Here is a 25,536-nt window from a genome sequence, read left to right on the forward strand (position 1 = left end):
CACCCATGTTGCTTAAAAAGGAAGATTCCTGTCTATTGCTTATCGATGTGCAGGAAAAACTGGCACCCTTTGTTTTAGAATCGGAAAAAATGATTGCGCGATGCCAATGGCTGATGAAACTGGCTAAGGAATTGGCGGTTCCCATCATCACCAGCGAGCAATACCCGCAGGGGTTGGGCAATACGGTCAAACCCTTGCAGTCAGGCGACAAGCCGCTGCCCAAAGTTCATTTTTCAAGCTGGCGTGAACCGTGTTTTAAAAACAGTTTAACCAACTTGACCAAGAATCAGGTGGTTTTAATGGGCATTGAAGCCCATGTCTGTGTTTTGCAATCAGCCATGGACCTGCTTGAGGCGGGTTTTCAGGTGTATGTCGTGGTTGATGCTGTGAGCAGCCGCCATGAACAGGACTTGAAGTATGGATTAAAGCGCATGAAACAGGCTGGCATTGAATTAGTCACCTCCGAAATGGTTTTTTTCGAATGGGTAGGGCAGGCGGGAACGCCTGAATTTAAAGCATTGAGTCATGCTTATTTAAAACAATAGTTAGGAAAACAAACGATGAATCTGGATAATCAAATAGCCGTCATTACCGGCGGTGCTTCCGGTATGGGTAAGGCCTGTGTCGACGTGTTGTCGCAATGCGGGGTGAATGTCGTTATCTGGGATAAGGTCATTGAGCATCTAAACCCCAACGAAGCGGATACCGCCATAGCCTGCGACGTCAGTTCGGAATCGGAAGTGGAAAAAGCCATGCAGGAAACCATCAACCGGGTTGGCGTGCCGCGCATTGTAATCAACTGCGCTGGCATCGCCCCGGCTAAACGCATGGTTGGGAAAGAGGGCCCCATGCCTCTCACTGCGTTTAAGCAGGTTATTGATATCAACCTCGTGGGTACGTTTAATGTGATGCGGGTTACAGCCCATGCCATGATGACACTCGATCTGGAACCGACAAGCCAGGAACGGGGTGTGATCATTAACACAGCCTCCATCGCGGCCTATGAAGGGCAGATTGGCCAATTGGCTTACAGTGCTTCAAAAGGGGGAGTTGTCGCCATGACCTTGCCGGCGGCTCGGGAATTGGCACAACATGCAATCCGGGTGAACACCATTGCGCCGGGTTTAATCGCTACCCCATTATTGCTGACTATGCCTCAGGATGTGCAGGACAGCCTTGCCGCGACTGTGACTTTCCCCAAGCGTTTGGGTAAACCGGAAGAATTCGCGGGTTTGGCAGTCCATATCATTGAAAATGGGTTGATCAATGGCGAAGTCATTCGTCTGGATGGTGCTTTGCGCATGCAGGCGCGTTAAGCGGCTGGCCTGACAGGCCAGCCCGTGCATGGCTTTAAATTCCGGGGCTAGCCTCTGGCTCTTCGCCGGGCGCTCCTGACGAGTTAGCTGCGGACGCGCCACTAAAAAAGCCCATCCTGGTTCTTACTGAGGGATAGGCGAGGGCGGCAAGGCTCATCAGCGCACCAAGAGGCGATAGGTCGTCATCTTCCGAAAGGGTCTCCTCTTCATCCGAAGATGCCTTGTCAAGATTATAGCGGCTGAATAGATTGGTAACCGCCTCGGCAACACTGTCCTGAGCTTCCTGCTGGATGTGAAGAGAATTGTTTTTTTTGAGATTGCGCATACAGTCAGCAAGATCATCCCACATGATTTCCACGTCATGAAGGTACTGCTTTAAAAACTCAACTTTATCAGCCAGCTCTGCGTCTGACAGGTCATTAAGACGAAACAATTCAGACAGATCATTTAAATTGCCATGAAAATGTTTAACCATGTCCATCCGGGCCCGGGGCTTCAACGGTTTGAAAAATTGCATTGCACAGTGTATGCACTGGCTATAAGCCTGTTGAATCGCTTCATCCTGCATCAAATCGGCTGGCAATGGCTCATTCATTAAAAGGGTAATGGCGCTGATGGAGTAGTTAACCTGTTGTCCTAAAGGACCCAAATCGCGATTGAACAGTAGATCGTTGGCGAGGATTTGATAATACGCGATGGCCGCGCTGATTTTTTTTTGTTCATTAGCAGGCAGTTCCTCGCTGGCAATATAACGGCGCAGGGCATTTTTCAAGCCAAAATAAAACGAACTGGACAACGTCGTTTTTTGAGGGCAAGCCGCCAAAACGCGTTGCAATGGATGTTCGTCCTGCATTAACAAGGAGTAAGCCAGCGGCAGGCCATTGGCGCCTGGGATTAGAATGGACGCATCATGATTGATGAGGACAGCAAGGCAATCGGCCAAACCCTGTTCATAACAGAAAACAACCGCATTGGTGTATTTCTTTTTATCGATGATGAGAACCTGATTATCGAGGACAAGATCTTCGCCATAAGTAAGAATGAAATCGAGTAATTCGGCATTATCATCCTTTAAGGCGGCGGCAAGCCTGTTTACATCAAGCAAATAATAAAAATTCTGCAGGAGTTTCGCGGCATCGAACTGTTTCTGTTCCAATAGATATAAAAAATGCTCCTTACAGGCTTTTTCAAGCTTCACGCTTAAAGTCTGCAGTTTAGTCAGGCATGGAATACTGCTTTGGGGAGCATCTTGAGGAATAACCAAATCTGCTTCGAGTGAATATTGATTGCAAAGAGCCCATAAATTACCCAGCTCTTTGGTATGTTTCATGACATTCTTCTCGCGCGGCTGGGCAGAAAGAGCGATGAACTGTCTGGCTAAGGCATCAACCTGTCTCTCAATGCCCTGTAGTGGGTTGTTTGTTTGCCGCCGTGAGGTATTACTGCTTTTGTTTCTTACACGTGCTGCGTCACGTCTTGAAGTGTCTTCCCGTTGGGTATTGAGGCTCAAGGAAGATTGTGGCTCGGTTGTCGATGTGTCAACAGGCGCCTCCGTCGACATCGCAGGGGTTTGAATGGTTATGAGCAAACGGGTTAAAAAAGCGTGCTTGTGGGTATAGTGATTGTGCGATGTCAGGATTGATAAATTTTCAGCAAGCTTGATGAAATTTTTCATTTTGGCGACATACTCGGCCATGTGCGATTCCCTTGTCTCGTACAGGATGCTGCATTGCCTGTCCAAGCGCTGGTATTCCTGCTCGAGCTGGCTGTAGGTATCCAGGTATTTTTCCCTGATTTCAACAATGACCGCACGCATGGACTTTTCTGCCAGTTCAAGTAATTCCTGACTGACTGAAGAAGCATCGATTTCCCGATATTTGTTATTGTCAAGTCTTACGCTGAAATGCGGGCCTGACACCATCTGATCTTTGTGATCATAATACACATGCAGCCGGTATTCTATTCTGTTTGTGTTGATAAAATCAGCGGTATAATGTAGCTGACTCAAATGCGGATTAGCTCTGGATTCGTTCTCATAAATGCTGACATGGTGTTTGACCAGGTTAAAACGCGTGCCCAAGCCCATCAAGCTGTAATTCGAGCGAGGGAGCTCGATTAAAAAATAATTTTTTTTATCCAGCGTTTGTTTGAGTGTAATGGATTCGGCATGTTCAAGATCACGCTTATTTCTTTTTTTTCGAAAAGAAAGGAAATTAAATAATATATTTTTTGGCATAGCGAAAACCTTTATGCGCAGACAAATTATCCATCATATAGTAATGACACATAATGATCAAATATTGGGCTTAAAAAGAAGCAGGCGGGTCGGGCCCTGGGCCCGACTTGACGATTAATCCATGGTGGCAGGCGTTGAATTTGGCGTCACATTGGTTTTTACTCCTTTTTTAACCGGGATAATGGGTGCGAGCATACCCCCAGGCGCGATTTGTTTGAGTTTGATTTGACCGGCACCCGGATTTAAAGTTGAATTGGCGTCTTTGCAGCGTTGCGTATCGCATTTCATTTTGCAATGGCCATTGACACAACCATAACAGCCCCAGTCTGGCCAGCAACAGGCCCAGTTACTGCTTTCCGAACTATGCCACTCTCCGCCAGATAATTCGCAGACCCCTTTTAAATCCTCACCACCGCCACCGCCACTGTTTTGTTTGGCAAGGCTCTGCAGCGGCAGGCAAAGGCTTAGCAGCAGACCTGCCATAAGGAATAAACCTTTCATGATATCCTCCTTGATTAAGCAATTGGCGAAAGTAATCCATTTCCTTCGCCTAAAGCATAGTATTTGTATTAAAAATGATCAAAGAGGCGGCAGCAGATTTCCTGCTGCATCACGCTGTCGGTTAGATTAATCAGGCTTTTTGGTGATGACCGGAGTCAGAATCAGGTTTTATATTACCTGAGGCGGTATATACATTGGGAGCCGTGGTCGCGGATTGGCCTGTCAGCGCACCAATCATTTCCTGACGGGTAATGATGTTGGTGGTGATAACCTGGCCATTGATGGTATTGTATTCACGGCAAGTGGTTAATTTTTCAGCCAATGTTTTATTCAGCGATTCAATTTCATCGGCTTCATCTTTACTGAGTTGTTTAAGGTACAATCCAAGCGCTGTCTTGTAATCGGCGGCATTTGCCTGCGCGCCGATCACTTGAATACGTTGCCTTGCGCTGTCTTCCATAAGGGCGCAAAGCGCTTGCTTTTGGGCTGATATGTCCTCGAGTTCTTCAAATTTTCGATTGACCAGAATGTCCTTTTCACGGATTAACAGCGAAATCAAAGAATCGAGATGGGTTATTTCCTGCTCCAGCAAAGCTGTCAAATCCGTTCGCACCTTCGTCATAATAATCCTTAAGCCAGTTGAATATCGTCAAACATTTTCTTCGCGATTTTATCACTCGATATTTCGTATCGTCCAGAATGGAGTAATTCCTTAAGGTATTCGACACGTGCGTTATCCACATCCGGTTCTTTGAGGATAATGTCTTTCAGGGTTGCCAGTTGCTGAGAGGCATCACTTAAGTTCACAGAACTTGCTTCTGTGGCGACAGATTCACCATCTTTCTGGTTTTGCAAGCGCTGTACGCGGGATTCAGTATCCACTCGCTTGAAGTTACCTGTCTCGTTGATTGAGTTGACCATAGCATTTCTCTCGATTACGCTCTCCATTCTTATCGGCTCCTCATGCGAAATCTTTAGTTATTTTCGGTTAATTTTTAACCTTTTTTACATCTTACCTTGATAAAACATTGCGCCGCAAGCGTATTACAGGCTGACTTTGACTTCACTTCTACCACTCACACGTCCTTCAACTGTTTTTTTAGAGGTTATGTTCTTGACCCGAATGACGTCATTTAAGGCCCCGTCATTTAAGGCAACGCCTACCATCGTGATTTTAAAGGATTCGCTTAAAGCCTGAATGCTGACCTGCTCACCTTTATGAATCAGGATCTGGTTGCCGAGCGAACGCGGTTGTATCGGATTGCCCTGATAGATGGTGTAGGTGGCGACTTGTCCTGTAACTTCAGTTAAATCAGAAAAGTACCCTTGTTTTAATTGAGCAATATCCATCGGTGCCAGTTGAACGTCTTGCTCGCTAATGACGGTGCCGCGAAGGAGATTACGTTTGGCAACAACCACCGGTTTTTCAATGGTGATGCGGGCAGGGATATAAAGTGTCCAGTGATTGTCAATTTCCTGACAGCGAATGCCCATGGTGGTGGAGCCTGTTAAAGCTGTTTTATAGGGATTAAACACCTCGAGCTTCTCATCAGCGCAGCGTTTCAACTGCAGCCTTGGGTCGATTGATTCCGTGGTGACTTTAACATGGCCTTCATATTGCACCGTCAGTTGGTTAAGCAGATAGGTTTCAATATGCTGCTTAAGGACCTCATGGGACTGAGTATCCGCAAACGCCCATGGGGCGCTAAGAAATAACAATAAGCCTGCTAAAATCCGTTTCAATCTCAGTACTCCTGACTCAACTCGCTGGGTATGGCCATGCAAAAGCCAAGCCAAGTTTATTATTTATTGAGTAACAATAACTTAAATTACCTATTGCATACCAATCCAGGATTCTTATCCACTTTGCTACGTTTCGCAACGCCTGGGATCCGGGATCCTAATGGTTGCCCGCCTGCGCGGGCACGGCAGTGATCCATTATTATGTCTTGCCCACGCAGGCATTCATCCCGCAGGGAGTATGGGCGGGTAAACGCACGGTATGTGTACTTACTTTATACTCAAGCTTGTATCGCTTATGATATTGGATATTTAACTGACGTGATTAATGAATGCGTTTTCTTTCCAGACTCTTATTATTACTACTCTCAACTACCCTCTGGGCTGCCAGTCATCATCCGCAGGATTTTCTGAAGGAGGTGAGAGGGCGTTCGGATGAGGGCCGCCAGATTGTCAATCATTACTGTGCCAATTGCCATGCAACCAAGCCATTGATTGAGTTGGGCGCTCCTAAAATCGGACAAGCGAGTGATTGGGAGCCCCGCCTTAAAGCAGGGCTTGAGCTTTTATTTCAACAGGCCGATACAGGTATAAATGCCATGCCGGCACGTGGTGGCTGTTTTGAATGCAGTGATGAGCAGTTAAAACTGGCTATTCTTGCCCTTCTTCCTGAAAAGGTCATAATAGATCAAAAATTGATCAAAAAGTTTCTTGAAAAAACAAATAGTTAAAAAAATTTAAAAAAAGCCCTAAACTTATTCACCAGCCTCCCGATAAAACAAAAAAAGAGGGAGGATATAACAATGAAAAAGCTTCTGGTTGTGGGTCCCATTTGTGTCCTGGCCGCTGGTTGCGGATCCATGGACAGGTCAACTGTGGTTGTCGATGATGCGGGTTATACTCATCATACCCTATCGATGGCTGCAGATAGAAAAGGACTGGCTCATTTCCCCGAGACGCGGCCTGCCACGGGCAAAAAAGTATTCATTTTTGACCCCAAAGCCACGGCCTGGGCGGCCTATGATGCGCAAGGCAACCGGGTAAAAACCGGCAGTGCTTCTGGCGGGAAGGACTTCTGTGAGGACGTGGGACGTGGTTGCCGCACCGTGACCGGTACTTTCCGGGTTTACTCTAAAAAAGGACCTGAATGTACATCCAGTATTTATCCCATTGAGACCGGCGGCGGCGCAAAAATGCCTTATTGCATGCACTTCCATGGCGGTTATTCTATTCATGCCGCTTACGAAGTACCCAACTACAACGCCAGCCATGGTTGTGTCCGGGTTCTTCCCAGTGCCGCTAAATGGCTAAACGAAAACTTCATTGATGTGGGCACCACCGTTATCGTTAAACCTTACTAGCGGAATGCAGGTAACCTGACCTTGGTGCAGGTTACCTGTTTAGAGGTATTTTTTAAGAAGCTGGTTGATTTGTTCGGGATTGGCCTGCCCTTTGGTTTCTTTCATGATTTGCCCGACAAAAAAGCCCAGTAATTTTTCTTTACCGGCACGGTAGTCAGCGGCTTGCTGCGGGTATTGTTCGACAATGCGTTTAACTTGTTCATCGAGTAGGGGATCATCCTTGATGGGTTGATATCCTTCCCGGGTTATAATGTCCTCCACGGTGCCTTGCCCCTGCCATAGATGATTAAAAATGGCTTTAAGCACATTGGCCGAAAAAGTTTTCTGACTGGCATAATCAAGAAGCGGGGCTAAATGATGGGCTGAAATCCTGGGATTTTCAAACGACTCGTTCGCTTCATTTAACGCGGCAGCATAAGTTCCCTTGAGCCAGTTGACGATGGTTTTTTCATCCGCCTGGCTGAGTTGGCGAATTTCTTCAAAATAATGGTAAGTGGCAGGTGCGGCCAACAGGAATAGAATATCATCCGCATTGAGAAGGCCGGATGCCTGGAGGCTGGCTTTGATCGACGCGGGTAATGGCGGCATTGTCTCAGCAATTGCGGCTAATTGCTCGTCATGAATAGCAATGGGCAACAAATCAGGATCAGGAAAATAACGGTAATCATTCTCATTTTCCTTGCTGCGTAAAACCTGAGTAGTTTCGGTGCCGGGATCAAACAGGCGGGTTTCCTGAATCACCGGTTGTCCACATTCCAGCAAATCCTGATGCCTGGCCTGTTCGTAGGCAATGGCTTTTTCAATAAAACGGAAAGAATTAAGGTTTTTTAATTCAGTGCGGGTGCCAAGTGCCGTGGAGCCTTGCGGTTTAAGGGACAGGTTGACATCGCAACGAAACGAACCTTCCTGCATATTGCCATCACAAATACCCAGAAACCGCACCAGTTGATGCAGGGTTTTAAGGTAATTGACGGCCTCCTCAGCGGAATAGAGACAGGGTGCGGTGACAATTTCCAACAAGGGGGTGCCGGCGCGGTTTAAATCAACGCCGGTCAACTCAGCATGGGCATCATGAATGGATTTTCCTGCGTCCTCTTCAAGATGCGCCCTGATAATGGTAACGCGTTTGGCTGGTGCATTGTCCATATCCACCAGAAGGGAGCCATGGCTGACGATGGGAGACTGAAACTGGCTGATTTGATAGCCTTTGGGCAAATCAGGATAAAAATAGTTTTTACGCTCAAAATAAGACAGGGAATTAATTTTAGCGCCAATAGCGAGCCCAAACTGGATAGCCATAACCACAGCTTGCTGGTTAAGCACGGGTAAAACGCCTGGAAGCCCGGCATCAATAAACGACGTTTGAGTATTGGGCTTGCCGCCAAAGGCGCTGGCTGCGCCTGAAAAAAGTTTGGCCTTTGTTCTTAACTGAACATGTACCTCAAGGCCAATGACCGTATCCCATGCCATGATTAACCCCTTAAATCCGCACTGGCCAGGTGCCAGTTGGTCATTTGTTGAAACTGATGGGCGACATTCAAGAGCGCCGCTTCAGCAAAATGCTTACCAATGATCTGCATGCCCACGGGCAACCCCTGACTGAAACCGGCCGGGATGGAGATGGCAGGCAAGCCCGCGAGATTGACTGCGACGGTAAAGACATCCGCTAAATAATTTTGCACAGGGTCGCTCACTTTTTCGCCAAGCTTAAAGGCGGTTGTGGGGGTCGTGGGGCCAATAATGACATCCACTGTGTCTAATGCACTCAGCAATTCATCTTTAATCAGCCGCCGAATTTTTAAGGCTTGCAGGTAATAATCGTCAAAATAACCCGAAGACAGAACGTAGGTGCCGGTGAGGATGCGGCGTTTGACCTCGGCGCCAAAACCCTCTGTCCGGGAGGAGGTGATGAGCTCCTTCAGGGAGCTGTTTTTGGGACTGCGATAGCCAAAGCGAATACCATCGTAACGTGACAAATTGGAAGACGCTTCAGCGCAGGCGATGACATAATAACAGGGGACCCAAAGCGGCTGATGGCGTAAATCCAATTCAATGACTTCGGCGCCATGACTACACAAGGTTTTGACAGCAGCAAGAATGGTTTCCCGGATGCTTAAATCAACATTTTCATTGAAAAAACAACGGGGTAATCCAATGCGTAAGCCTTTAATGGGCCTGTCCAGATTGGCGGAATAGTCGGGAAGCATCTGTTGAACCGACGTTGAATCTTTCTCATCAAACCCAGCCATTGCCTGCAGCATAAGTGCCAAATCGTCGGCACTTTGCGCCATGGGGCCGCCCTGATCAAGGCTTGAGGCATAGGCGACCATGCCGTAACGCGAGACAAGACCATACGTGGGCTTTAATCCGGAAATACTGCAAAAGGCAGCCGGTTGACGAATGGAACCACCAGTATCAGAACCTGTCGCCAGTGGAACGAGGCCGGCTGCCACGGCCGCGGCAGAGCCGCCGGACGAACCGCCAGGAACCCGGTTTAAATCCCAGGGGTTTTTTACTGCGCCAAAGTAACTGTTTTCATTGGCAGATCCCATGGCAAATTCATCCATGTTTGTCTTGCCGATTAGGACTGTACCTTGTTGCTGTAAACGGCTAACCACCGTGGCATTGTAAGGGGAACGATAGTTTTCAAGCATTTTCGAGCCACAGGTCGTGCGTAAATGGCGAGTGCAGAAAATGTCTTTGTGAGCAATGGGAATGCCGGTTAAAAGGCCAAATTGCCTGGCTTTCAAGGCTTCATCTGCCAAGGCCGCTTGTTTTAAAGCGTACTCCTCATCCACAGTAATGAACGCGTTCAGCGCTGTATTATCTTCAATTGCCTTTAAGTAATGCCTGACTAATTCCACGCTGGAAAGCTGACGTTGCTGCAAGGCTAAAACCGTCTCGCGCAAAGAGTGCATATTATGTTCCTGAATCGATGACTTTAGGGACCAGATAAAATCCTTCTTCAAACAAAGGGGCCAGTTGTTCAAGTTCGTCCACGCAGTTTCTTTCGGTGATTTCATCATCACGTAAACGTTGATGAAGCGCGTACGGATGAAAGAGAGGCGCCACGTGGCGCGTATCGACCTGCCGTAATTCGGCAACGAAATCAATAATGCCATTGACTTCCTGAGCGAGGGAGAGGCTCTCTTCACCATCGCTGTCGAGATAGGCTAATTCAGCAATAGCCTGTAATTCTTTTGAGGAAATGGTCATTAAAACTCCAAAAGTAAAACGATAACCTGGATTTGCGGCGGATTGTATAGTGAACAGAAAAATCGCTGGTGATGCAAGAATTATTCGAGCGATTGTATCATCCCCGCATTCCTTTTGTTGCAGAGAACATGTTTTAAAGTAGAATGCTTTTATCACCCATCAATCGGATTGTTATGTTGCAGCAGATTAAAACCCGGGGCGGTTTGTACATTGAATACGAGCAGCAGACCCTCGCCTACGACAATGCCATCGAACCATTGGTTGAAAAACTGGATTCGCAGCGCGGTGCCTTGTTTGCCTCAAGCTTTGAATACCCCGGGCGTTACACCTGCTGGGATATTGGTTTTATTAATCCCCCGCTCGCTATTATCTGCAAGCAGCCGCACGTTTATCTGCAGGCCTTAAACAAACGCGGAGAAGTGCTGTTAACCATTGCTGCCTTGGCGCTTAAGACGTGTGAGGACGTTGATATTCTGAAACAGACAGAAAAAGTCCTCCAGGTGCAAATTAAGCCGACTGATCGTGTATTCAGCGAGGAAGAGCGCAGCTTGCAACCATCCATTTTCACGGTTATCCGGGTTTTGCTGAATTTTTTTAAATCCCCCCTTGAGCCTTATCTCGGTCTTTATGGCGCCTTTGGCTATGATTTGATTTTTCAGTTTGAATCACTGGCGCAGACGAAAGTACGGGAAGCGGATCAGCGGGAAATGGTGCTTTACCTGCCGGATGAAATTTATGTCGTCAATCATCGCAAGGAAGAGGCTTTTGTTCGCCGCTACGATTTTCAATACCAGGGAAAATCCACGTTGTCGCTGCCGCGCGATGGCGCATTCAAACCCTATGAGGCGACGCATAAACCGGAAAAAACAGGCGATCACGAACCCGGTGAGTATGCCAGAGTTGTCGATGTGGCCAAGGAACGGTTTGCCTGTGGCGATCTCTTTGAAGTGGTACCCAGTCAGATTTTTTATGCGCATTGTCCCGAACAGCCTTCGGCCATTTTTCGCCGCATGCGCAAAGCGAACCCCTCTCCCTATGGTTTCCTGATTAATCTTGGCGATGACGAGTATTTAGTCGGTGCCTCACCGGAAATGTATGTGCGTGTGCAGGGCCGCATGGTAGAGACTTGCCCTATATCCGGAACGATTAAACGCGGTGCCGATGCCATTGAAGATGCAAAAAACATCCAAACCTTACTTGATTCGGAAAAAGAAGCTTCGGAATTGACCATGTGTACCGATGTCGATCGCAATGATAAATCCCGTATCTGCGAGGCGGGAAGCGTGCAGGTAATAGGGCGCCGCCAGATTGAGATGTATTCACGCCTCATTCATACGGTTGATCATGTGCAGGGGGTGTTGCGTAAAGAATTTGACGCGGTTGATGCTTTTTTGACGCACATGTGGGTGGTGACGGTGACCGGCGCCCCCAAATTGTGGGCGATGAACTTCATTGAGACCCATGAAAAATCACCGAGGCGGTGGTATGCGGGCGCCGTGGGCTGGTTTGGCTTTGATGGTAATTTAAATACGGGCCTTGTCCTTCGTACCACGCGGATTAAACAGGGCATTGCCGAAATTCGGGTAGGAGCAACCCTGCTTTATGATTCCGTGCCGCAAGCCGAGGAAGAGGAAACGCGGCTTAAAGCTTCCGCCTTTCTCGATGTGGTTCAAAATAAAACCAAAAGTGAGGCGCCGCATCGTGCCGAATACCCCGGGCTTGGGCGGCGTGTGTTATTAGTCGATCATCAGGATTCCTTCGTCCATACGCTGGCTAACTACTTGCGTCAATCAGGTGCGGAAGTGACCACTGTCCGATCGAATCTTGTCATTGATTATTTACAGGATTCGGTCTTTGATTTGGTGGTGTTATCACCTGGTCCCGGCAGGCCCTCTGATTTCAAGGTGGCACAGACGATAGAGTCTGTACTGGCCCGCGGCATTCCCTTGTTTGGCGTTTGTTTGGGCTTGCAGGGAATGGTGGAGTATTTTGGCGGTGAATTGAGTGTTCTAGATTACCCCATGCATGGCAAGGCCTCACACATTCTTGTCAAGGAGGAAGGAGGGCTATTTGCCGGATTAGGGCCATCATTTACAGCAGGCCGTTACCATTCCCTGTACGCTCGTCAGGAATCGATGCCTAAAGCCTTAAAGGTAACCGCTGTCAGTGAGGATGGTATTATCATGGCCATTGCTCACCGCAACTTGCCGGTTTATGCCGTGCAATTTCATCCTGAAACCATTTTATCCATGCACGAACAGGCAGGGCAGCGCATTATCAACAATCTGATGGAGATGATTGGCAGCGATGAAGAGTAAAGTCCTCAAAATTTATGCGGTGGCAATTCTACTGGGTATTTTGACCGGGATTATCGGTTCTTATTTTCAGATAGCGATTACTTATTTAAGCCGCCTGCTGAGTATGATTATTAATGGTTCTGAGCATCTTGGCATACCTGGGGCACTGACGTCCATGATGTTATCCATGCTGCTCGTCTACCTGGCCTGGTTGATGGTCAAAAAAATTGCTCCCGAAGCGTCTGGTAGCGGTGTGCAGGAAATTGAAGGGGCATTGCTCCATGAGCGGAAAATTTTCTGGCAACGGTTGTTGCCGGTGAAATTCATCGCCGGTGTGATGTCGATCAGCGCCAGCATGGTGGTTGGACGTGAAGGGCCTACCATTCAGATGGGCGGTAATCTGGGCGAGATGCTGGGGCAATGGCTGCGTATCCCCAGGCGCCGTCGCGATACCCTCATTGCCGCCGGGGCGGCTTCCGGATTGGCCACCGCCTTTAATGCGCCTTTAGCCGGGGTCTTGTTTGTCATCGAAGAAATGCGTAACCAGTTTAATTTTACGTTTACCAATTTTAAAATGGTTGCTATTGCCTGTGTGATGGCTACCATTGTCAGCCATTGGCTTGTGGGAGCGGGGCCTGCGATTGCCATGAGTGTTTTTGCCTTGCCCAGCTTGAAATCATTGTGGCTGTTTTTTATTTTTGGCTTGTTAGCGGGGCTTGCCGGACTCGTTTTTAATCTTGTACTGATGAAAAGTTTGAGTTTAAAAGATCGGTTGTCGGATGTTGCTCAGGGCATTTATGCCTTAATTCTCGGGGCCGTCGTCGGGCTGTTGGCTTACTGGTATTCACCCATCGTTGGCGGCGGCTATGAAATCATTCATCAGTCATTGACACTGTCGCCGCCTGCCAATGTGTTGCTGCTACTCATTGGGTTGCGTTTTGTCATGACTATGCTGTGTTACAGCAGCAGTGTGCCGGGCGGGATCTTTGCACCGATGCTTGCTTTGGGCACCTTGTTTGGTCTTGCCTCCTATTATGTGCTGATTTTAATCATGCCGGACACCACCATTCATCCGGGCATGTTTGCCGTCGCAGGCATGGGTGCTTTGTTTTCCGCCGCGGTCCGCTCTCCGTTAACAGGCATTGTGCTGGTGGTGGAGATGACCCAGAATTACCTGCTGATTCTGCCCATGATGGTCACCTGCCTGACGTCGACCACCGTGGTGCAATTGGCAAAAAATCCACCGATTTATGCCCAGTTATTAAAACGCACACTGACTTTGGCTCGCGCACCGACTTTGCGCGGCTAAATTTCATTCGCAAAATGAAAACCGTTCGTTATATACTTTTGCTCATAACCGGCAACCCAGTGGATTAATGCTTAACTATCGACATAATAAAAAACTCGCTTTTCTTTTTATTATCCCGCAGCTGACGGTTACCCTGTTGTTTTTTATTTGGCCTGCTTTAAGCGCTATTCTGCAATCGTTATTTTTCAGCGATGCCTTCGGGTTGCACAAACAGTTTGCCCGTTTGGTTAATTTCAGTGATTTACTGGCTGATCCAGGGTATGGAAAGGCCGTGCTGGTCACATTAGTACTGGCGTTTTTTATTACCCTGTTCACCATGGCGTTTGGCTTGTTGCTGGCACTCCTGGTGAGCGGGCGGCGTCGAAGCCAGGCGCTTTATAAAACCCTAATCCTTTGGCCTTATGCGGTTGCCCCTGCCGTCGCGGCCATTCTCTGGCGTTTTCTCTGCCAACCCACCATGGGCTGGCTCGCCAGTTTATTCCAACGATTAGGCTTTGATTTCAATTACCTCATCCATGGACGGCAGGCCTTGGCCGTGGTTATTTTGACAGCCGGTTGGCAACAATTAAGTTATAATTTTCTATTCTTTTTTGCTGCCCTGAAAGCAATCCCTCCGTCGCTTATCGATGCCGCCATTATTGATGGTGCTTCGGCTTGGCGCCGTTTTTGGCAGGTTATTTTCCCTTTGTTGTCGCCAACGACTTTTTTCCTGCTGATTATGAATCTGATTTATGCTTTCTTTGATACCTTTGGCATCATTGATGTAATGACTGGCGGCGGTCCGGATAATGGGACAACCACCTTAATCTATAAGGTATATAAAGATGGTTTTGTCGGCATGGATCCAGGGAGTTCCTCGTCGCAATCCGTGGTGCTCATGCTTATGGTAGTTGCTCTGACGCTGTTGCAATTTCGTTACCTTGAGAAAAAGGTGCATTACGAATGACCCTCTCGCGTGTTGTCTCTCATGTTTTTCTCTGCTTTTTCATTGCCGGTTTGTTTCTGCCCCTGTATATGGCGTTGGTAGCAGCCAGTCATGATGGCGGCGCCATGATGCATGCTCCGTTGCCCTTATTGCCTGGAACGGCTTTATGGGACAACATCAAAACCATATTGACGGAGGGGATTGCGGCGACCGGAGGGCAGCCGGTATGGCGTATGTTGCTGAATAGTTTGTTTATGGCGGTTTTAATTGCCGCAGGCAAAATTACGCTGGCGCTTTTTTCAGCCTTCGCACTGGTTTATTTTGCTTTACCAGGGAAAAAACTGATGTTTGCTCTGATTTTTTCAACCATGATGCTGCCGGTCGAAGTTCGTATTGTGCCGACGTTCCAGGTGATTGCGTCATTGTCCTGGTTAAATACCTATGCCGGTTTAACGCTGCCCTTGATGGCATCGGCAACGGCTACATTTTTATTCCGTCAGTTTTTTAAAACCATCCCGACTGAATTGGTGGATGCGGCCAAACTGGATGGGGCAGGGCCGTGGCGATTCTTTAGAGATATTTTACTCCCTCTCTCCATGACACAAATCGCAGCCTTGTTTATTATCTTGTTTGTGTATGGGTGGAATCAATACCTGTGGCCACTGGTAATTACCAGTGATAGCAGCAAGGCAACGATTGTAATGGGTATTCGGTATTTAGCCGGCGTTGCTGATCAGATCCCGCAATGGCATTATATTATGTCTGTTGCCTTAGTGGCGATGTTGCCGCCCTGTTTGGTGGTCGTGCTCATGCAACGGTGGTTTGAAAAGGGGTTAATTCATTAATGGCTACAGTCGAACTGGTGAATATCAGCAAATACCATGGGCAACACCGAATACTTGAGCAAATCAGTTTAAGCATTGAACAAGGCGAATTTGTGGCGGTGGTGGGGCCTTCTGGCTGTGGCAAATCAACCCTGCTGCGTTTAGTGGCTGGTCTTGATACCGTAACCTCTGGAAAAATCCTGATTGATAATCAATGCGTCAATGAAATTCCCCCAGCCAAACGCAACATGGCCATGGTTTTTCAGAACTATGCCTTGTATCCCCACATGACGGTGTTTGAGAACATGGCTTATGGTTTAAAAATGCGCGGCGTCAAAACACTTGAAATCGATGCCCGTGTCAAGGCGGTGGCGGCTATGCTTCAGCTCTCCGATTATCTGACGCGCCTGCCACGGGCATTATCCGGCGGACAAAAGCAACGCGTGGCCATGGGGCGGGCCATTGTTCGTTCGCCTTCCGTGTTTCTATTTGATGAACCCTTGTCGAATCTGGATGCCAAATTGCGTACGGAAATGCGCCATGAAATTAAAAAGTTGCATCAGCAATTAAAAACAACTTGCCTGTACGTCACCCATGATCAAACAGAAGCCATGACCATGGCGTCAAGAATACTGGTGTTAAATGAAGGCCGTATCGAACAGATTGGCGCACCACAGACACTGTACCAACAACCGGCTTCCCTCTTCGTTGCCGGATTTACCGGACATTACCCAATTAACTTTTTATCAGGTACTATTGATTTGGCATCCAGACAAATCATCACGGCAATCGGTGTTTCTTATCCGTTGCCTGAGCATGTGACGCCAGGGTCCTGCGGCAATGAAGTCATTCTTGGCGTCAGGCCTGAAAACCTGGAAATGGCAGCGCCTGACGAGTTAGGGGCTATTCCTGTCCATATTGATTTTATTGATAACATGGGCAGTGATAAACTGATTCATACTCGAAGTCATTGCGGCCGCGCCAGTTTTTCGGTACGAACCTCTGCAGATACCGATATCTGCGAAGGGCGTGCGGCGATAAGTTTAAATCTGAAACAGGCCCATCTGTTTGATAAAAACACAGGTAAGAGGCTGGGAGGGTGGAATGGCTAAACACAATAAAGCACTGCGTGATGTCGATGCGCCGTTTTACAGTTACTGGCAGGCGCTTTATCTGTCATTTTTCAGTCGTCGTTTGTATGTCGATGTCGGCAAGCGCTGGAAGGGTTATGGCATACTGTATCTTTTATTATTGATGTTTATTGTCACCCTGCCATTTGCTTTAAGAGTGACCCTCGATTTTAATCGCTTCTTTGATTATCAAATCTTGGAGCCCATGCAGAAACTGCCAAAATTTTATGTGCAGAACGGGAAAGTGTCTCTGGATAAACCCATGCCTTACCTGATAAAAAACAGTAAGGGGGACGTGGTTTCCATCATTGATACAACCGGGGCGATTACCCGTATTGATGATCGCTATCCGCACCTGTCCGTACTGGTAACGGCCAATCAGATTATTTACCGCCTACCCACCCCACAATTCTTTTTTGCCTCGGCGAACAAAAAGCAGGAAAGCCCGATTTATATCCAGGAGTTGAGTAAAGGCATGAACGAGGTGTTCAGCGGTGAAGAATTAAGCAAGTCCTCTGGGATTGAGAGGCTTAAAATATTATCGGATGCCACCATTTACCCAACGATTGTTCTCATGTTTACTATCATTTACCTGGCTTTCTTCCTGGTGTTTGCATTAATGGGGCAGTTTGTCGCCAAACTATTTATGAAGTTTTCGCTCACCTATAAACAATCCTGCCGCTTATTGATTGTTGCATCGACCCCGCAAATCACGGCACTGGTCATTTTTCTAACGTTAAACTGGGTATTTTATGGCTTTGGCTTCTTTTTGATTGTCTTGTTTGCCGCCTACTTCAGTTTTGCTGTCTTGTCGCTGAAACGCGAAAGCCATAAGCTGGTGGTTTCGTGAAAGAGCCTCTTCACTTCGCCCATGGCAATGGCTTTCCTTCACGCTGCTATAGCCAGCTGCTCAACGCATTGGGTGAGGATTTTGATTGCTACTACATTGATAAGGTTGGGCATAACCCCAAATACCCGGTGACGGAAAACTGGCCTTTTCTGGTGGAGGAGGTGCTGGACAGCATTAAACGGCAAATCAACCAACCCGTGATTGCGGTGGGCCATTCACTGGGCGGTGTCTTGAGCCTGCTCGCAGCCATCCAGGAGCCTGCACTGTTCAAGGCGGTGATTATGCTCGATTCGCCCTTGCTGGGACGCTTGAAATCCAGCATGCTCCGTTTAGCGAAAGTACTTGGCTTTATCGATCACATTACCCCGGCATTCAGAACACGCGGACGCCGGCGTAAATGGCCAACGCAAGAGCAGCTCATGGCTTATCTCAAAGACAGACCTTTATTCAAAACCTTTAGCGATGCTTGTCTTCAGGATTATATCGAACATGGGCTGTACCGTGATGAAGAAGGGTATCATTTGGTATTTGACAGCCATATTGAATATCAGATTTACCGAACCATTCCTCATCATCTGCATCAGTATGCCGGTCAATTGACTGTGCCTGCGGCGCTCATTTATGGCACTGAGAGTTACGTGGTGGATCGATTCGATGTGCGCTACATGAAAACGCATTATCATATTGATTGCTTTAAAATGCGGGGAACTCATATGCTGCCTATGGAGAGACCGGAATTAACCGCCAGAGAGGTTATTCATGCGTTGGATGTTATACTTAACAGATGACGTGTAAAATATAAAAATAATGTGGAAGGCTATTTATTAAAAGGAGAGAACTGTGCCGCATAGCTTGATTGTGGTTGCGCTGATTGGCGTATCGCTGTGGTTATTGTCCAGACAGGCATCGATTGTCGTATGGGCAATCAGTTATGCCATACTAACGGGCTTGTATATCGAGTATGGTTCTGCAGGCTTTATTAGTCAGGTTTTGCTGTGCCTGGTAACGGCAGTTTTCGTTTTGGCTTCTATTCGTCCTTTGCGGCGCAATCTTTTGTCTCGCCGGTTATTTGCCCGAATCAGCAAAGAAATGCCGGTGATGTCGGCGACAGAGCGCGAGGCGCTCGAAGCAGGTACCATCACCTGGGAAGGGGACCTATTCAGCGGTGCGCCGGATTTTAATAAATTACTTAAAGCCCCGACAGTCAGTTTTACAGCCGAAGAGCAGGCTTTTATGGATGGGCCGCTTAATGAGCTCTGCCGCATGATTGATGATTGGGATATTACCCATAACCGTGCGGACATGCCCCCCGAGATGTGGCAATACATTAAAGAAAAGGGCTTTTTCGGGATGATTATTCCCAAAGAATACGGGGGACTTGATTTTTCTGCCAGCGCCCAGGCTGCGATATTGTCGCGAATTTATGGACGCTCCGTCACGGTGGCCTCAACCATCTCGGTACCTAACTCATTAGGCCCTGCTGAATTACTGCTCAAATATGGAACCTGCGAACAAAAAGAGTATTACTTGCCGCGCCTTGCTGATGGCCGTGAAATTCCCTGCTTTGCCTTGACCGGACCCAATGCGGGCTCCGATGCGGCCTCCATGCCGGATAAGGGTATAGTCTGCAAGCAAACCGTGGATGGAAAAGAGGTCCTGGGTGTTCGCCTGACCTGGAATAAGCGCTACATTACCCTATGCCCCATCGCCACCGTGATTGGTCTTGCATTCAGGATGTTCGATCCGGAAAACCTGCTGGGCAAAGGACGTGATGTCGGAATAAGTTGTGCCTTGATTCCTGCCAAAACGCCAGGTGTAATCCGAGGCCGCCGCCATTTTCCGTTGAACACCGCATTTATGAATGGTCCTACTCAGGGTAAGGACGTGTTTATACCCATGGATTACTTAATCGGTGGGGCCGCCATGGCTGGTAATGGCTGGCGCATGCTCATGGAGTGCTTAAGCGCGGGGCGCGCCATTTCGTTACCCTCAAGCAGTGTGGGCGGCTCACAGGCTGCGGCATTGGCCACCGGTGCTTATGCCCGTGTCCGTAAACAGTTTAATACCGCTATCGCCAATTTTGAGGGGATTGAAGAACCTTTGGCTCGTATCGCTGCCAATGCCTACCTGATTGATGCGTCATTAACAATGACGGCCGCCGCCATCGTTCATGGCGCCAAACCCTCTGTAGCAGGCGCTATTCTTAAGTACCATACGACGGAACGTGCAAGACGGGTTGCGCTTGATGCCATGGATATCCATGGCGGTAAGGGCATTTGTCTTGGGCCCAATAATTACATGGGGCGAGGTTATCAAAGCGCCCCCATCGGCATTACGGTTGAGGGCGCGAATATCCTCACCCGCAGCCTGATTATTTTTGGCCAGGGTGCCGTTCGCTGCCATCCTTATGTCTTTAAAGAAATTGAAAGTGTCCGAGAAAACAATCTTGTTCTCTTTGATAAGGCATTTTGGGGGCATGGTGCGTTTATGCTGGCCAATTTCACCAAGTCTGTGTTGTTTAATTTGACGGATGCGCGTTTTACGCGAGCGCCTCGCAGCCGCGTCAAACGTTACTATCAATTGATACACCGCTACAGCAGCAATTTAGCCTTTGCCTCTGACTTTGCCATGACGGTCATTGGTGGTGAACTGAAGCGCAAAGAAAAAATTTCTGCTCGTTTAGGGGATGTTTTAAGCTACCTGTATCTTGCCTCAGCGGTACTTAAGCGATTTCATGATGACCATGAGCCAGAAGCCGATTTGCCTTTGGTGGAGTGGTGTTGTCAGCACCTGTTCCATGAATGTGATCTGGCCCTGCAAGGTGTCATGACCAATATCAAACCGCGTGCCGCACGAATTATATTACGCGCAGTCATCAACCCTTGGGGGAGTTTAAGAAAACAACCATCCGATCGTCTGGGACAACAGTTGGCCCGTTTGCTCACTACTCCTAACGAGTCTCGCGATCGATTAACCCGCTTTGTGTTTAAAGAAGCCACAGCCAATTGCCCGATAGGACGTCTTGAAGCGGCGTTTCGTAAAATCTGTGCGGTTGAGCCTTTGGAGAAGCGAATTGCTGTGGCAGTAAAAGAGGGCACTTTACAAACCCTGACCTTGCTTGAGCAGATTGATGAAGCGGAAAATGCCGGTATCCTGAGCAGTGAACAGGCAGTCTTGTTGAAAGAAGCAGAACTAGCCCGTCAACAAGTCATTGCCGTGGATGATTTCAGTAACGAGGAATTGACGCATATCGCTTTACAGTCAGGGGCTCTGAAAGTAAAAAAACATGAGCCAAGTAAGGACGATGTGGCAGAAAATATTTAACAGCTAATGGATTCCCGGTGGGTATTAGGTGCTTTGCACTGAGGCAGCTAATGCCCCGGATAAGCCGGAAATGTACTACTCAAAGATCCCTTTGCTTGCTGCCCATTCGGCTGCACTGATTTGCAGTTCAGATCATCGTGTATTTGGTTTACGTATCAGCTCAACGGCAGCCGATAGCTTACTGTAACCAGTGCCTGGCTTCTATCAATGTCACCATGTGAAATATTACTCAGGAGAAAAGTGATAAAAAAGAAGAAAAGCAACCCGGTTATCCAGATTTCAGTTTAAACAATCATGAGAGAAGCGCGCGTTAAATCTCTTCCAATGCCTCATCTGGCATGGTGACATTTAACTCCAGCACGGCACTATCGCCCATTCGTTCCAGATTAACACTGACTTTGTCCTTTGTGACTGGAATGTATTTGGCAATGACGGCCAAAATTTCTTCCTGGAGCTTGGGCAGGTAGTCAGGCGTGTTGCGTTGGGTCCGCTCATGAGAAATAATAATCTGCAAACGTTCTTTGGCAACGGATGCTGTGCTACTGCGTTTTCTTAAGTAATTGAATATGCTCATGCTGGAACATCCTCCTTGTTTTTACCGAACAACCGGCGCAAAATGCCTTTACGCTCATTGCTGACAAAACGCATGGGCCTGCTTTCGCCCAGGAAACGAGCAATCGCGTCCTGGTAGGCCAGGCCTGCGTCACTGGTTTCATCAAGAATGACAGGCGTACCTGTATTAGATGCTTTTAACACGGCTTTTGATTCTGGAATAACGCCAATCAGTGGAATGGCAAGAATTTCTTTAACGTCTTCGACGGATAACATTTCCCCTTTTTCAACGCGCTCGGGATCGTAGCGGGTGAGAAGCAAATGCTCCTGAACAGGCGATTCGTTGTTGATCGCCCGTTTGGTTTTACTGGCTAAAATGCCCAAAATGCGATCGGAATCACGAACGGAAGAAACTTCAGGGTTGGTTACCACAATGGCATGATCAGCAAAATGCATGGCCATCAAGGCTCCGGTTTCAATACCAGCCGGGGAATCACAAACGATATACTCAAATTCTTTAGCCAATTCATTGAGTATTTTTTCAACGCCTTCGACCGTGAGAGCGTCTTTATCGCGGGTTTGCGATGCTGGCAGAATGCAGAGATCGGGGACGCGCTTGTCTTTGATTAAGGCCTGGTTAAGGCTGGCTTCGCCGTTGATGACGTTAATAAAATCATACACAACGCGTCGTTCGCAACCCATGATGATATCAAGATTCCTTAAACCAATGTCAAAATCAATCACAACGGTTTTGTGCCCGCGAAGGGCAAGTCCTGATGAAAAAGCCGCAGAAGTGGTAGTTTTTCCAACGCCGCCTTTACCTGAAGTCACAACGATTATCTTAGCCAACTCGGAACCTTCCTGTTAAAAGACTTGTTAACACTTTGCGTTCCAGTTTACACGTTATTGAATGAACAGTTCAAGCTCAACGGCTTAAATACGTCAATATATTTTTGACCTTGTCAGCAAAAAAGTCGTCATGTCAATGTGCTATTGTTTTTAGCGGAAACTGCACCTAAAATTCGCACACATTTAGTCAAATAAAGAGCATTCATTAAGGGTCGGTATGATGTATCGCAAAATGTTGAAATCGAAAATCCATCGGGCTCGCGTAACGCACGCAGATTTGGATTATGAAGGCAGTATTACCATTTCACCGGAATTATTAAAAGCAGCCGATATTTTACCCTATGAAGCGGTCAATGTGTGGAATGTCACGGCCGGTACGCGATTTGAAACCTATGCTATTTTGGGCGAGGAAAATTCCACAGCCATTTGCGTCAATGGCGCAGCCGCGCACCTGGTCACTCCGGGCGATTTGATTATTATCGCGTCCTTTATTCAGCTCAGTGATGAAAAGTGTGAGCAATTTAAACCCACCGTGGTATTCGTTGATGAGCATAACCGGTTTAGAGAAATTCGGCCGGAGACCTTGCCGGATTTATGTGAGGCCTAAGAAAAAATCCCTTCCGGCTGGAAGGGATTAATGGCTTTACCAACTGCTGGAACCGCAGCAGCCGTATGTTGAAATATTGGGTTCGTTATAAGGATTGGCGCAACAACTGCGATACCCGCATCCGGACAGGCTGGTTGTTATTAAAGCAATCAAAGACACAAAAAGTATCTTTTTCATAGCGGCTTCCTTGTCATTTATGTATGCTAAGTATATGACCTGATTTTAATTAATACAAATTTGACTTGCAGAAAAACCTATAAACAGTTCGGGAGTGGCAATTAATTCAATTTTCCCTGCAGGATGCTGTGAAATGCTTGTTTCTGTTCGAATCCAGAGTTCAGCAGATGACATGTTTAATTTTTTGATTTATTATTGTTTAAATTTTATCTAAGCTGGTTGATTGGAGACAATATGATCCGTGATTCTTTACTAGAGGGCAATGATGTCGAACTCGAATTTAGGAAAGCTGCTGCCTCTGGGAAGCATAAAGATATAGCCTTCATGCGTAGTACTATTAAAAGAGTAAGGATAAATCAACCAGGTCCCTCATCAGGGATGACAGCCTTACATCAAGCCTGTAAAAATGGGAAAATAAACGCAGTTAATTTCCTACTGGCTCATGGAGCCGATCCTGATTTAAAAGATGCAAAAAATAAAACAGCCTATGATTATGCAGATGACAAAGAAGTCATTGAATCATTAAAATTATTTAATTTAGGCAAACGAGTATCTAAACCAGTCAACGCCATTTATTCTGAGAAGCCCGATGAGAGCTCGGATAAAATTTTTGACGAACTTTCTGAACAAATCTCTATAAGTACAAAGAAGGCTGTTGAGAGTATGAAGAATGAAGGAATTCAGATAATAAATGACACGTTAACAGACCTTCCTGATAATGAGCGTGAACGTATCATCCACGGCCAATTACCCGCATTTAATGAAAGGATAGATTATTTATTTGGTTTAGTATACACGAGCAGTGTCTTATCTTTATTACCTAAATCCTTTCGAAAAGGTTATTGCGACATAATTGCGTCATCAATATTTTGCTTATTGTTCAAAGAAAAGATGCGTGTGGAAAAATTTCACTTGATGGCTGATAGTGGCACCCATGTTTTTGTAGTTTTAAATAGAGACGAGTCATCTGATTTAAAAAATCCGGATACGTGGGGGACCAATGCTTATTTTATAAATTGGCATGATCAGGTTTATCCTGTACAACAAAGACCAGAAGGTTGCATTTTAAACCAATTAAAACGTTTTAAACAAATCATAGTAACTGGCAACCAGAGACCTGCTATACAACCCAAGATAATTAAAAAATTTGCAGAATTATCGGACAATCTGATGACGGAATGGGAAAATAAATTATGTAGCCTGTCCCCCATTAAATTGGATGAAATTGTTGGATGTGAAACAGGGGTAATTGCTGACGAATCCAATGCAATACAATTAAATTGAAGAAGTTTTTTACGAGCCGGCTTAGTCTGCATCAATCATCTGTTTATAACGAGTAATAGCAAGCCATCCAATTGGGTTCTTGGAATAGGCGACCTGAGAAAATAGAAATATGGCTTGGTATGATGATAAATGCAGTGGGGACGTCAAAAAAAGCTCGAGGGTTGAATAGCCTTGAGCTATCGGCTTATTTATTATGATAGCAATAAGTTCAACTAATCTGCTTGCAGTGAGGATTAGATAGGAGTAAAACTATCTTCCCCTGTAAAAAAAGGAATTAGACATGAAACTTTATTTCGCCAAAGGCGCGTGTTCACTGGCTGTAAGAATTGTTATCAATGAGATTGGGGTTGATTGCACTTATGAATCAGTCAATTTGCAAGCAAAAAAAACAGAAAACGGTAAGAATTACCTGGAAATTAATAAAAAGGGCGCCGTTCCTGCCCTGCAAACAGATAAAGGTGAAGTTCTAACGGAAAATGCGGTCATTATGCAGTATCTGGCGGATACGTACGAAGCCAATAAACTGTTGCCGCCCTTGCATGATTTTGAGCGCTATCGTGTGCTTGAATGCGTCAATTACATTACCACTGAGATTCATAAAACCTTAGGGGCTCTTTTTAATCCGGCCATGACGCCAGAAATCAGAGAAAAATTTACGCTGCCCACACTTAAAACCAAATTTAACTATTTGAATGCCTTGCTGGATGGACAACCTTATCTCTGCGGCAACCACCTGACTCTGCCGGATGCCTATTTGTTTGTTATGTTAAGCTGGACTTTCCATTTTAAAATTGATTTGCAGGAATGGCCGAATCTGGTTAAACATTTCAATACATTAAGCCAGCATCCATCTGTTGTTAAGTCGCTGAAAGAAGAAGGAATTAATCTGGCGGGTTAATGCCCTCTCCCCAGCCCTCTCCCGCAAGCGGGAGAGGGCCTATTCGGGTGTTTTTACATATGAAGAAACCCTGGCATATTGCCATTTTCGGGTATATGATAGCTGCCTGTCTTCTGTTCCAAAATCAAGCCTATCCGTTA

25 protein-coding genes are annotated in these 25,536 nt (G+C 46.9%); 15 read left to right on the plus strand and 10 right to left on the minus strand.

Translation table 11 applies throughout. From position 1 onward, the window contains the following. Positions 1–5: 5 nt before the first annotated feature. Both Lery_RS05030 and Lery_RS05035 read left to right on the plus strand, forming a co-directional pair. Complete coding sequence (locus tag Lery_RS05030) at positions 6–545, plus strand: hydrolase (protein ID WP_058526170.1); 540 nt, start codon at positions 6–8, stop codon at positions 543–545. A 15-nt stretch (positions 546–560) separates the two neighbouring features. Continuing rightward, positions 561–1,316 carry an SDR family NAD(P)-dependent oxidoreductase gene (locus tag Lery_RS05035; protein ID WP_058526171.1) on the plus strand — a complete coding sequence of 252 codons (756 nt, stop codon included), beginning with the start codon at positions 561–563 and terminating at the stop codon, positions 1,314–1,316. Positions 1,317–1,350: 34 nt separating this feature from the next. On the opposite strand, the gene Lery_RS05040 is transcribed toward Lery_RS05035, so the two are convergent. The 5 genes from Lery_RS05040 to flgA all read right to left on the minus strand — a co-directional run bounded on the left by Lery_RS05040 (position 1,351) and on the right by flgA (position 5,796). Further along, positions 1,351–3,552 carry a hypothetical protein gene (locus tag Lery_RS05040; RefSeq protein ID WP_058526172.1) on the minus strand — a complete coding sequence of 734 codons (2,202 nt, stop codon included), beginning with the start codon at positions 3,550–3,552 and terminating at the stop codon, positions 1,351–1,353. 114 nt (positions 3,553–3,666) lie between these two features. After that, positions 3,667–4,053 carry a hypothetical protein gene (locus tag Lery_RS05045; RefSeq protein WP_058526173.1) on the minus strand — a complete coding sequence of 129 codons (387 nt, stop codon included), beginning with the start codon at positions 4,051–4,053 and terminating at the stop codon, positions 3,667–3,669. 130 nt (positions 4,054–4,183) lie between these two features. Further along, positions 4,184–4,675 (minus strand): flagella synthesis protein FlgN, encoded by a 492-nt coding sequence (locus tag Lery_RS05050; protein WP_058526174.1) that lies wholly within the window; start codon positions 4,673–4,675, stop codon positions 4,184–4,186. Positions 4,676–4,683: 8 nt separating this feature from the next. Beyond that, positions 4,684–4,974, minus strand: a complete 291-nt coding sequence (gene flgM / locus Lery_RS05055) for a flagellar biosynthesis anti-sigma factor FlgM (RefSeq protein WP_162262952.1) — start codon at positions 4,972–4,974, stop codon at positions 4,684–4,686. 123 nt (positions 4,975–5,097) lie between these two features. Continuing rightward, complete coding sequence (gene flgA / locus Lery_RS05060) at positions 5,098–5,796, minus strand: flagellar basal body P-ring formation chaperone FlgA (RefSeq protein WP_058526176.1); 699 nt, start codon at positions 5,794–5,796, stop codon at positions 5,098–5,100. Between the two features lie 329 nt (positions 5,797–6,125). On the opposite strand from flgA, the gene Lery_RS05065 reads away from it, so the two are divergent. Both Lery_RS05065 and Lery_RS05070 read left to right on the plus strand, forming a co-directional pair. Beyond that, positions 6,126–6,524 (plus strand): c-type cytochrome, encoded by a 399-nt coding sequence (locus Lery_RS05065; protein WP_058526177.1) that lies wholly within the window; start codon positions 6,126–6,128, stop codon positions 6,522–6,524. Positions 6,525–6,596: 72 nt separating this feature from the next. Further along, positions 6,597–7,154: a L,D-transpeptidase gene (locus Lery_RS05070; RefSeq protein WP_058526178.1), complete on the plus strand. Its 558-nt coding sequence runs from the start codon at positions 6,597–6,599 to the stop codon at positions 7,152–7,154. A 39-nt stretch (positions 7,155–7,193) separates the two neighbouring features. On the opposite strand, the gene gatB is transcribed toward Lery_RS05070, so the two are convergent. From gatB to gatC, 3 genes are read right to left on the minus strand one after another with little or no spacing between them, the layout of a single operon-like run. Beyond that, positions 7,194–8,624 (minus strand): Asp-tRNA(Asn)/Glu-tRNA(Gln) amidotransferase subunit GatB, encoded by a 1,431-nt coding sequence (gatB, locus tag Lery_RS05075; protein WP_058526179.1) that lies wholly within the window; start codon positions 8,622–8,624, stop codon positions 7,194–7,196. Positions 8,625–8,626: 2 nt separating this feature from the next. Then, positions 8,627–10,072, minus strand: a complete 1,446-nt coding sequence (gene gatA, locus Lery_RS05080; protein WP_058526180.1) for an Asp-tRNA(Asn)/Glu-tRNA(Gln) amidotransferase subunit GatA — start codon at positions 10,070–10,072, stop codon at positions 8,627–8,629. A 1-nt stretch (position 10,073) separates the two neighbouring features. Further along, positions 10,074–10,370: an Asp-tRNA(Asn)/Glu-tRNA(Gln) amidotransferase subunit GatC gene (gene gatC / locus Lery_RS05085; RefSeq protein WP_058526181.1), complete on the minus strand. Its 297-nt coding sequence runs from the start codon at positions 10,368–10,370 to the stop codon at positions 10,074–10,076. Between the two features lie 173 nt (positions 10,371–10,543). Between gatC and Lery_RS05090 the strand changes: the two genes are divergently transcribed. The 8 genes from Lery_RS05090 (at position 10,544) to Lery_RS05125 (ending at position 21,029) form a co-directional block, all read left to right on the plus strand. Beyond that, a complete protein-coding gene (locus tag Lery_RS05090; protein ID WP_058526488.1) occupies positions 10,544–12,688 on the plus strand; it encodes an anthranilate synthase component I in 2,145 nt (714 codons plus the stop codon). Next, positions 12,678–13,976, plus strand: coding sequence for a H(+)/Cl(-) exchange transporter ClcA (clcA, locus tag Lery_RS05095; protein WP_058526182.1), 1,299 nt, complete (start codon positions 12,678–12,680; stop codon positions 13,974–13,976). Before Lery_RS05090 ends, clcA begins: the two co-directional genes overlap by 11 nt. 67 nt (positions 13,977–14,043) lie before the next feature. Next, positions 14,044–14,922 (plus strand): ABC transporter permease subunit, encoded by an 879-nt coding sequence (locus Lery_RS05100; RefSeq protein ID WP_058526183.1) that lies wholly within the window; start codon positions 14,044–14,046, stop codon positions 14,920–14,922. After that, entirely contained in the window at positions 14,919–15,746 is an 828-nt protein-coding gene (gene ugpE / locus Lery_RS05105) for a sn-glycerol-3-phosphate ABC transporter permease UgpE (protein WP_058526184.1), read from the plus strand. The genes Lery_RS05100 and ugpE overlap by 4 nt, the downstream gene beginning before the upstream one ends. Next, the gene (locus Lery_RS05110) at positions 15,746–16,837 is read left to right on the plus strand and encodes an ABC transporter ATP-binding protein (protein ID WP_058526185.1); all 1,092 of its coding nucleotides are present in this window, start codon (positions 15,746–15,748) and stop codon (positions 16,835–16,837) included. Before ugpE ends, Lery_RS05110 begins: the two co-directional genes overlap by 1 nt. Then, on the plus strand, positions 16,830–17,705 hold the full coding sequence (locus tag Lery_RS05115; protein ID WP_058526186.1) for a DUF1189 family protein: 876 nt from the start codon (positions 16,830–16,832) through the stop codon (positions 17,703–17,705). The genes Lery_RS05110 and Lery_RS05115 overlap by 8 nt, the downstream gene beginning before the upstream one ends. After that, a complete protein-coding gene (locus Lery_RS05120; protein WP_058526187.1) occupies positions 17,702–18,493 on the plus strand; it encodes an alpha/beta fold hydrolase in 792 nt (263 codons plus the stop codon). The genes Lery_RS05115 and Lery_RS05120 overlap by 4 nt, the downstream gene beginning before the upstream one ends. Before the next feature lie 52 nt (positions 18,494–18,545). Further along, positions 18,546–21,029 carry an acyl-CoA dehydrogenase gene (locus tag Lery_RS05125; RefSeq protein WP_058526188.1) on the plus strand — a complete coding sequence of 828 codons (2,484 nt, stop codon included), beginning with the start codon at positions 18,546–18,548 and terminating at the stop codon, positions 21,027–21,029. A 310-nt stretch (positions 21,030–21,339) separates the two neighbouring features. On the opposite strand, the gene minE is transcribed toward Lery_RS05125, so the two are convergent. Further along, positions 21,340–21,603, minus strand: coding sequence for a cell division topological specificity factor MinE (gene minE / locus Lery_RS05130; RefSeq protein WP_058526189.1), 264 nt, complete (start codon positions 21,601–21,603; stop codon positions 21,340–21,342). Next, positions 21,600–22,430 (minus strand): septum site-determining protein MinD, encoded by an 831-nt coding sequence (minD, locus tag Lery_RS05135; protein WP_058526190.1) that lies wholly within the window; start codon positions 22,428–22,430, stop codon positions 21,600–21,602. The genes minE and minD overlap by 4 nt, the downstream gene beginning before the upstream one ends. A 217-nt stretch (positions 22,431–22,647) precedes the next feature. Between minD and panD the strand changes: the two genes are divergently transcribed. The 3 genes from panD to gstA all read left to right on the plus strand — a co-directional run bounded on the left by panD (position 22,648) and on the right by gstA (position 25,396). Further along, entirely contained in the window at positions 22,648–23,037 is a 390-nt protein-coding gene (panD, locus tag Lery_RS05140; RefSeq protein ID WP_058526191.1) for an aspartate 1-decarboxylase, read from the plus strand. Positions 23,038–23,448: 411 nt separating this feature from the next. Next, complete coding sequence (locus tag Lery_RS05145; RefSeq protein WP_082657129.1) at positions 23,449–24,498, plus strand: ankyrin repeat domain-containing protein; 1,050 nt, start codon at positions 23,449–23,451, stop codon at positions 24,496–24,498. A 280-nt stretch (positions 24,499–24,778) separates the two neighbouring features. Further along, entirely contained in the window at positions 24,779–25,396 is a 618-nt protein-coding gene (gstA, locus tag Lery_RS05150; protein ID WP_058526193.1) for a glutathione transferase GstA, read from the plus strand. The last annotated feature ends 140 nt before the right edge of the window (positions 25,397–25,536 follow it).

Origin of the sequence: Legionella erythra (assembly GCF_001467615.1) — a bacterium.
Classification (GTDB): domain Bacteria; phylum Pseudomonadota; class Gammaproteobacteria; order Legionellales; family Legionellaceae; genus Legionella_C; species Legionella_C erythra.

What these genes read in the sequence shown, in the direction of transcription:
- Lery_RS05065 (WP_058526177.1), top strand. Translation starts at nt 6,126, where the DNA reads ATGCGTTTTCTTTCCAGACTCTTATTATTACTACTCTCAACTACCCTC.
- Lery_RS05110 (WP_058526185.1), top strand. Translation starts at nt 15,746, where the DNA reads ATGGCTACAGTCGAACTGGTGAATATCAGCAAATACCATGGGCAACAC.
- flgM (WP_162262952.1), bottom strand. Translation starts at nt 4,974, where the DNA reads ATGGTCAACTCAATCAACGAGACAGGTAACTTCAAGCGAGTGGATACT.
- gatA (WP_058526180.1), bottom strand. Translation starts at nt 10,072, where the DNA reads ATGCACTCTTTGCGCGAGACGGTTTTAGCCTTGCAGCAACGTCAGCTT.
- gatC (WP_058526181.1), bottom strand. Translation starts at nt 10,370, where the DNA reads ATGACCATTTCCTCAAAAGAATTACAGGCTATTGCTGAATTAGCCTAT.
- gstA (WP_058526193.1), top strand. Translation starts at nt 24,779, where the DNA reads ATGAAACTTTATTTCGCCAAAGGCGCGTGTTCACTGGCTGTAAGAATT.
- ugpE (WP_058526184.1), top strand. Translation starts at nt 14,919, where the DNA reads ATGACCCTCTCGCGTGTTGTCTCTCATGTTTTTCTCTGCTTTTTCATT.
- gatB (WP_058526179.1), bottom strand. Translation starts at nt 8,624, where the DNA reads ATGGCATGGGATACGGTCATTGGCCTTGAGGTACATGTTCAGTTAAGA.
- Lery_RS05045 (WP_058526173.1), bottom strand. Translation starts at nt 4,053, where the DNA reads ATGAAAGGTTTATTCCTTATGGCAGGTCTGCTGCTAAGCCTTTGCCTG.
- Lery_RS05070 (WP_058526178.1), top strand. Translation starts at nt 6,597, where the DNA reads ATGAAAAAGCTTCTGGTTGTGGGTCCCATTTGTGTCCTGGCCGCTGGT.
- clcA (WP_058526182.1), top strand. Translation starts at nt 12,678, where the DNA reads ATGAAGAGTAAAGTCCTCAAAATTTATGCGGTGGCAATTCTACTGGGT.
- panD (WP_058526191.1), top strand. Translation starts at nt 22,648, where the DNA reads ATGATGTATCGCAAAATGTTGAAATCGAAAATCCATCGGGCTCGCGTA.
- Lery_RS05050 (WP_058526174.1), bottom strand. Translation starts at nt 4,675, where the DNA reads ATGACGAAGGTGCGAACGGATTTGACAGCTTTGCTGGAGCAGGAAATA.
- Lery_RS05040 (WP_058526172.1), bottom strand. Translation starts at nt 3,552, where the DNA reads ATGCCAAAAAATATATTATTTAATTTCCTTTCTTTTCGAAAAAAAAGA.
- minE (WP_058526189.1), bottom strand. Translation starts at nt 21,603, where the DNA reads ATGAGCATATTCAATTACTTAAGAAAACGCAGTAGCACAGCATCCGTT.
- Lery_RS05100 (WP_058526183.1), top strand. Translation starts at nt 14,044, where the DNA reads ATGCTTAACTATCGACATAATAAAAAACTCGCTTTTCTTTTTATTATC.
- Lery_RS05030 (WP_058526170.1), top strand. Translation starts at nt 6, where the DNA reads ATGTTGCTTAAAAAGGAAGATTCCTGTCTATTGCTTATCGATGTGCAG.
- Lery_RS05145 (WP_082657129.1), top strand. Translation starts at nt 23,449, where the DNA reads ATGATCCGTGATTCTTTACTAGAGGGCAATGATGTCGAACTCGAATTT.
- Lery_RS05090 (WP_058526488.1), top strand. Translation starts at nt 10,544, where the DNA reads ATGTTGCAGCAGATTAAAACCCGGGGCGGTTTGTACATTGAATACGAG.
- Lery_RS05035 (WP_058526171.1), top strand. Translation starts at nt 561, where the DNA reads ATGAATCTGGATAATCAAATAGCCGTCATTACCGGCGGTGCTTCCGGT.
- Lery_RS05115 (WP_058526186.1), top strand. Translation starts at nt 16,830, where the DNA reads ATGGCTAAACACAATAAAGCACTGCGTGATGTCGATGCGCCGTTTTAC.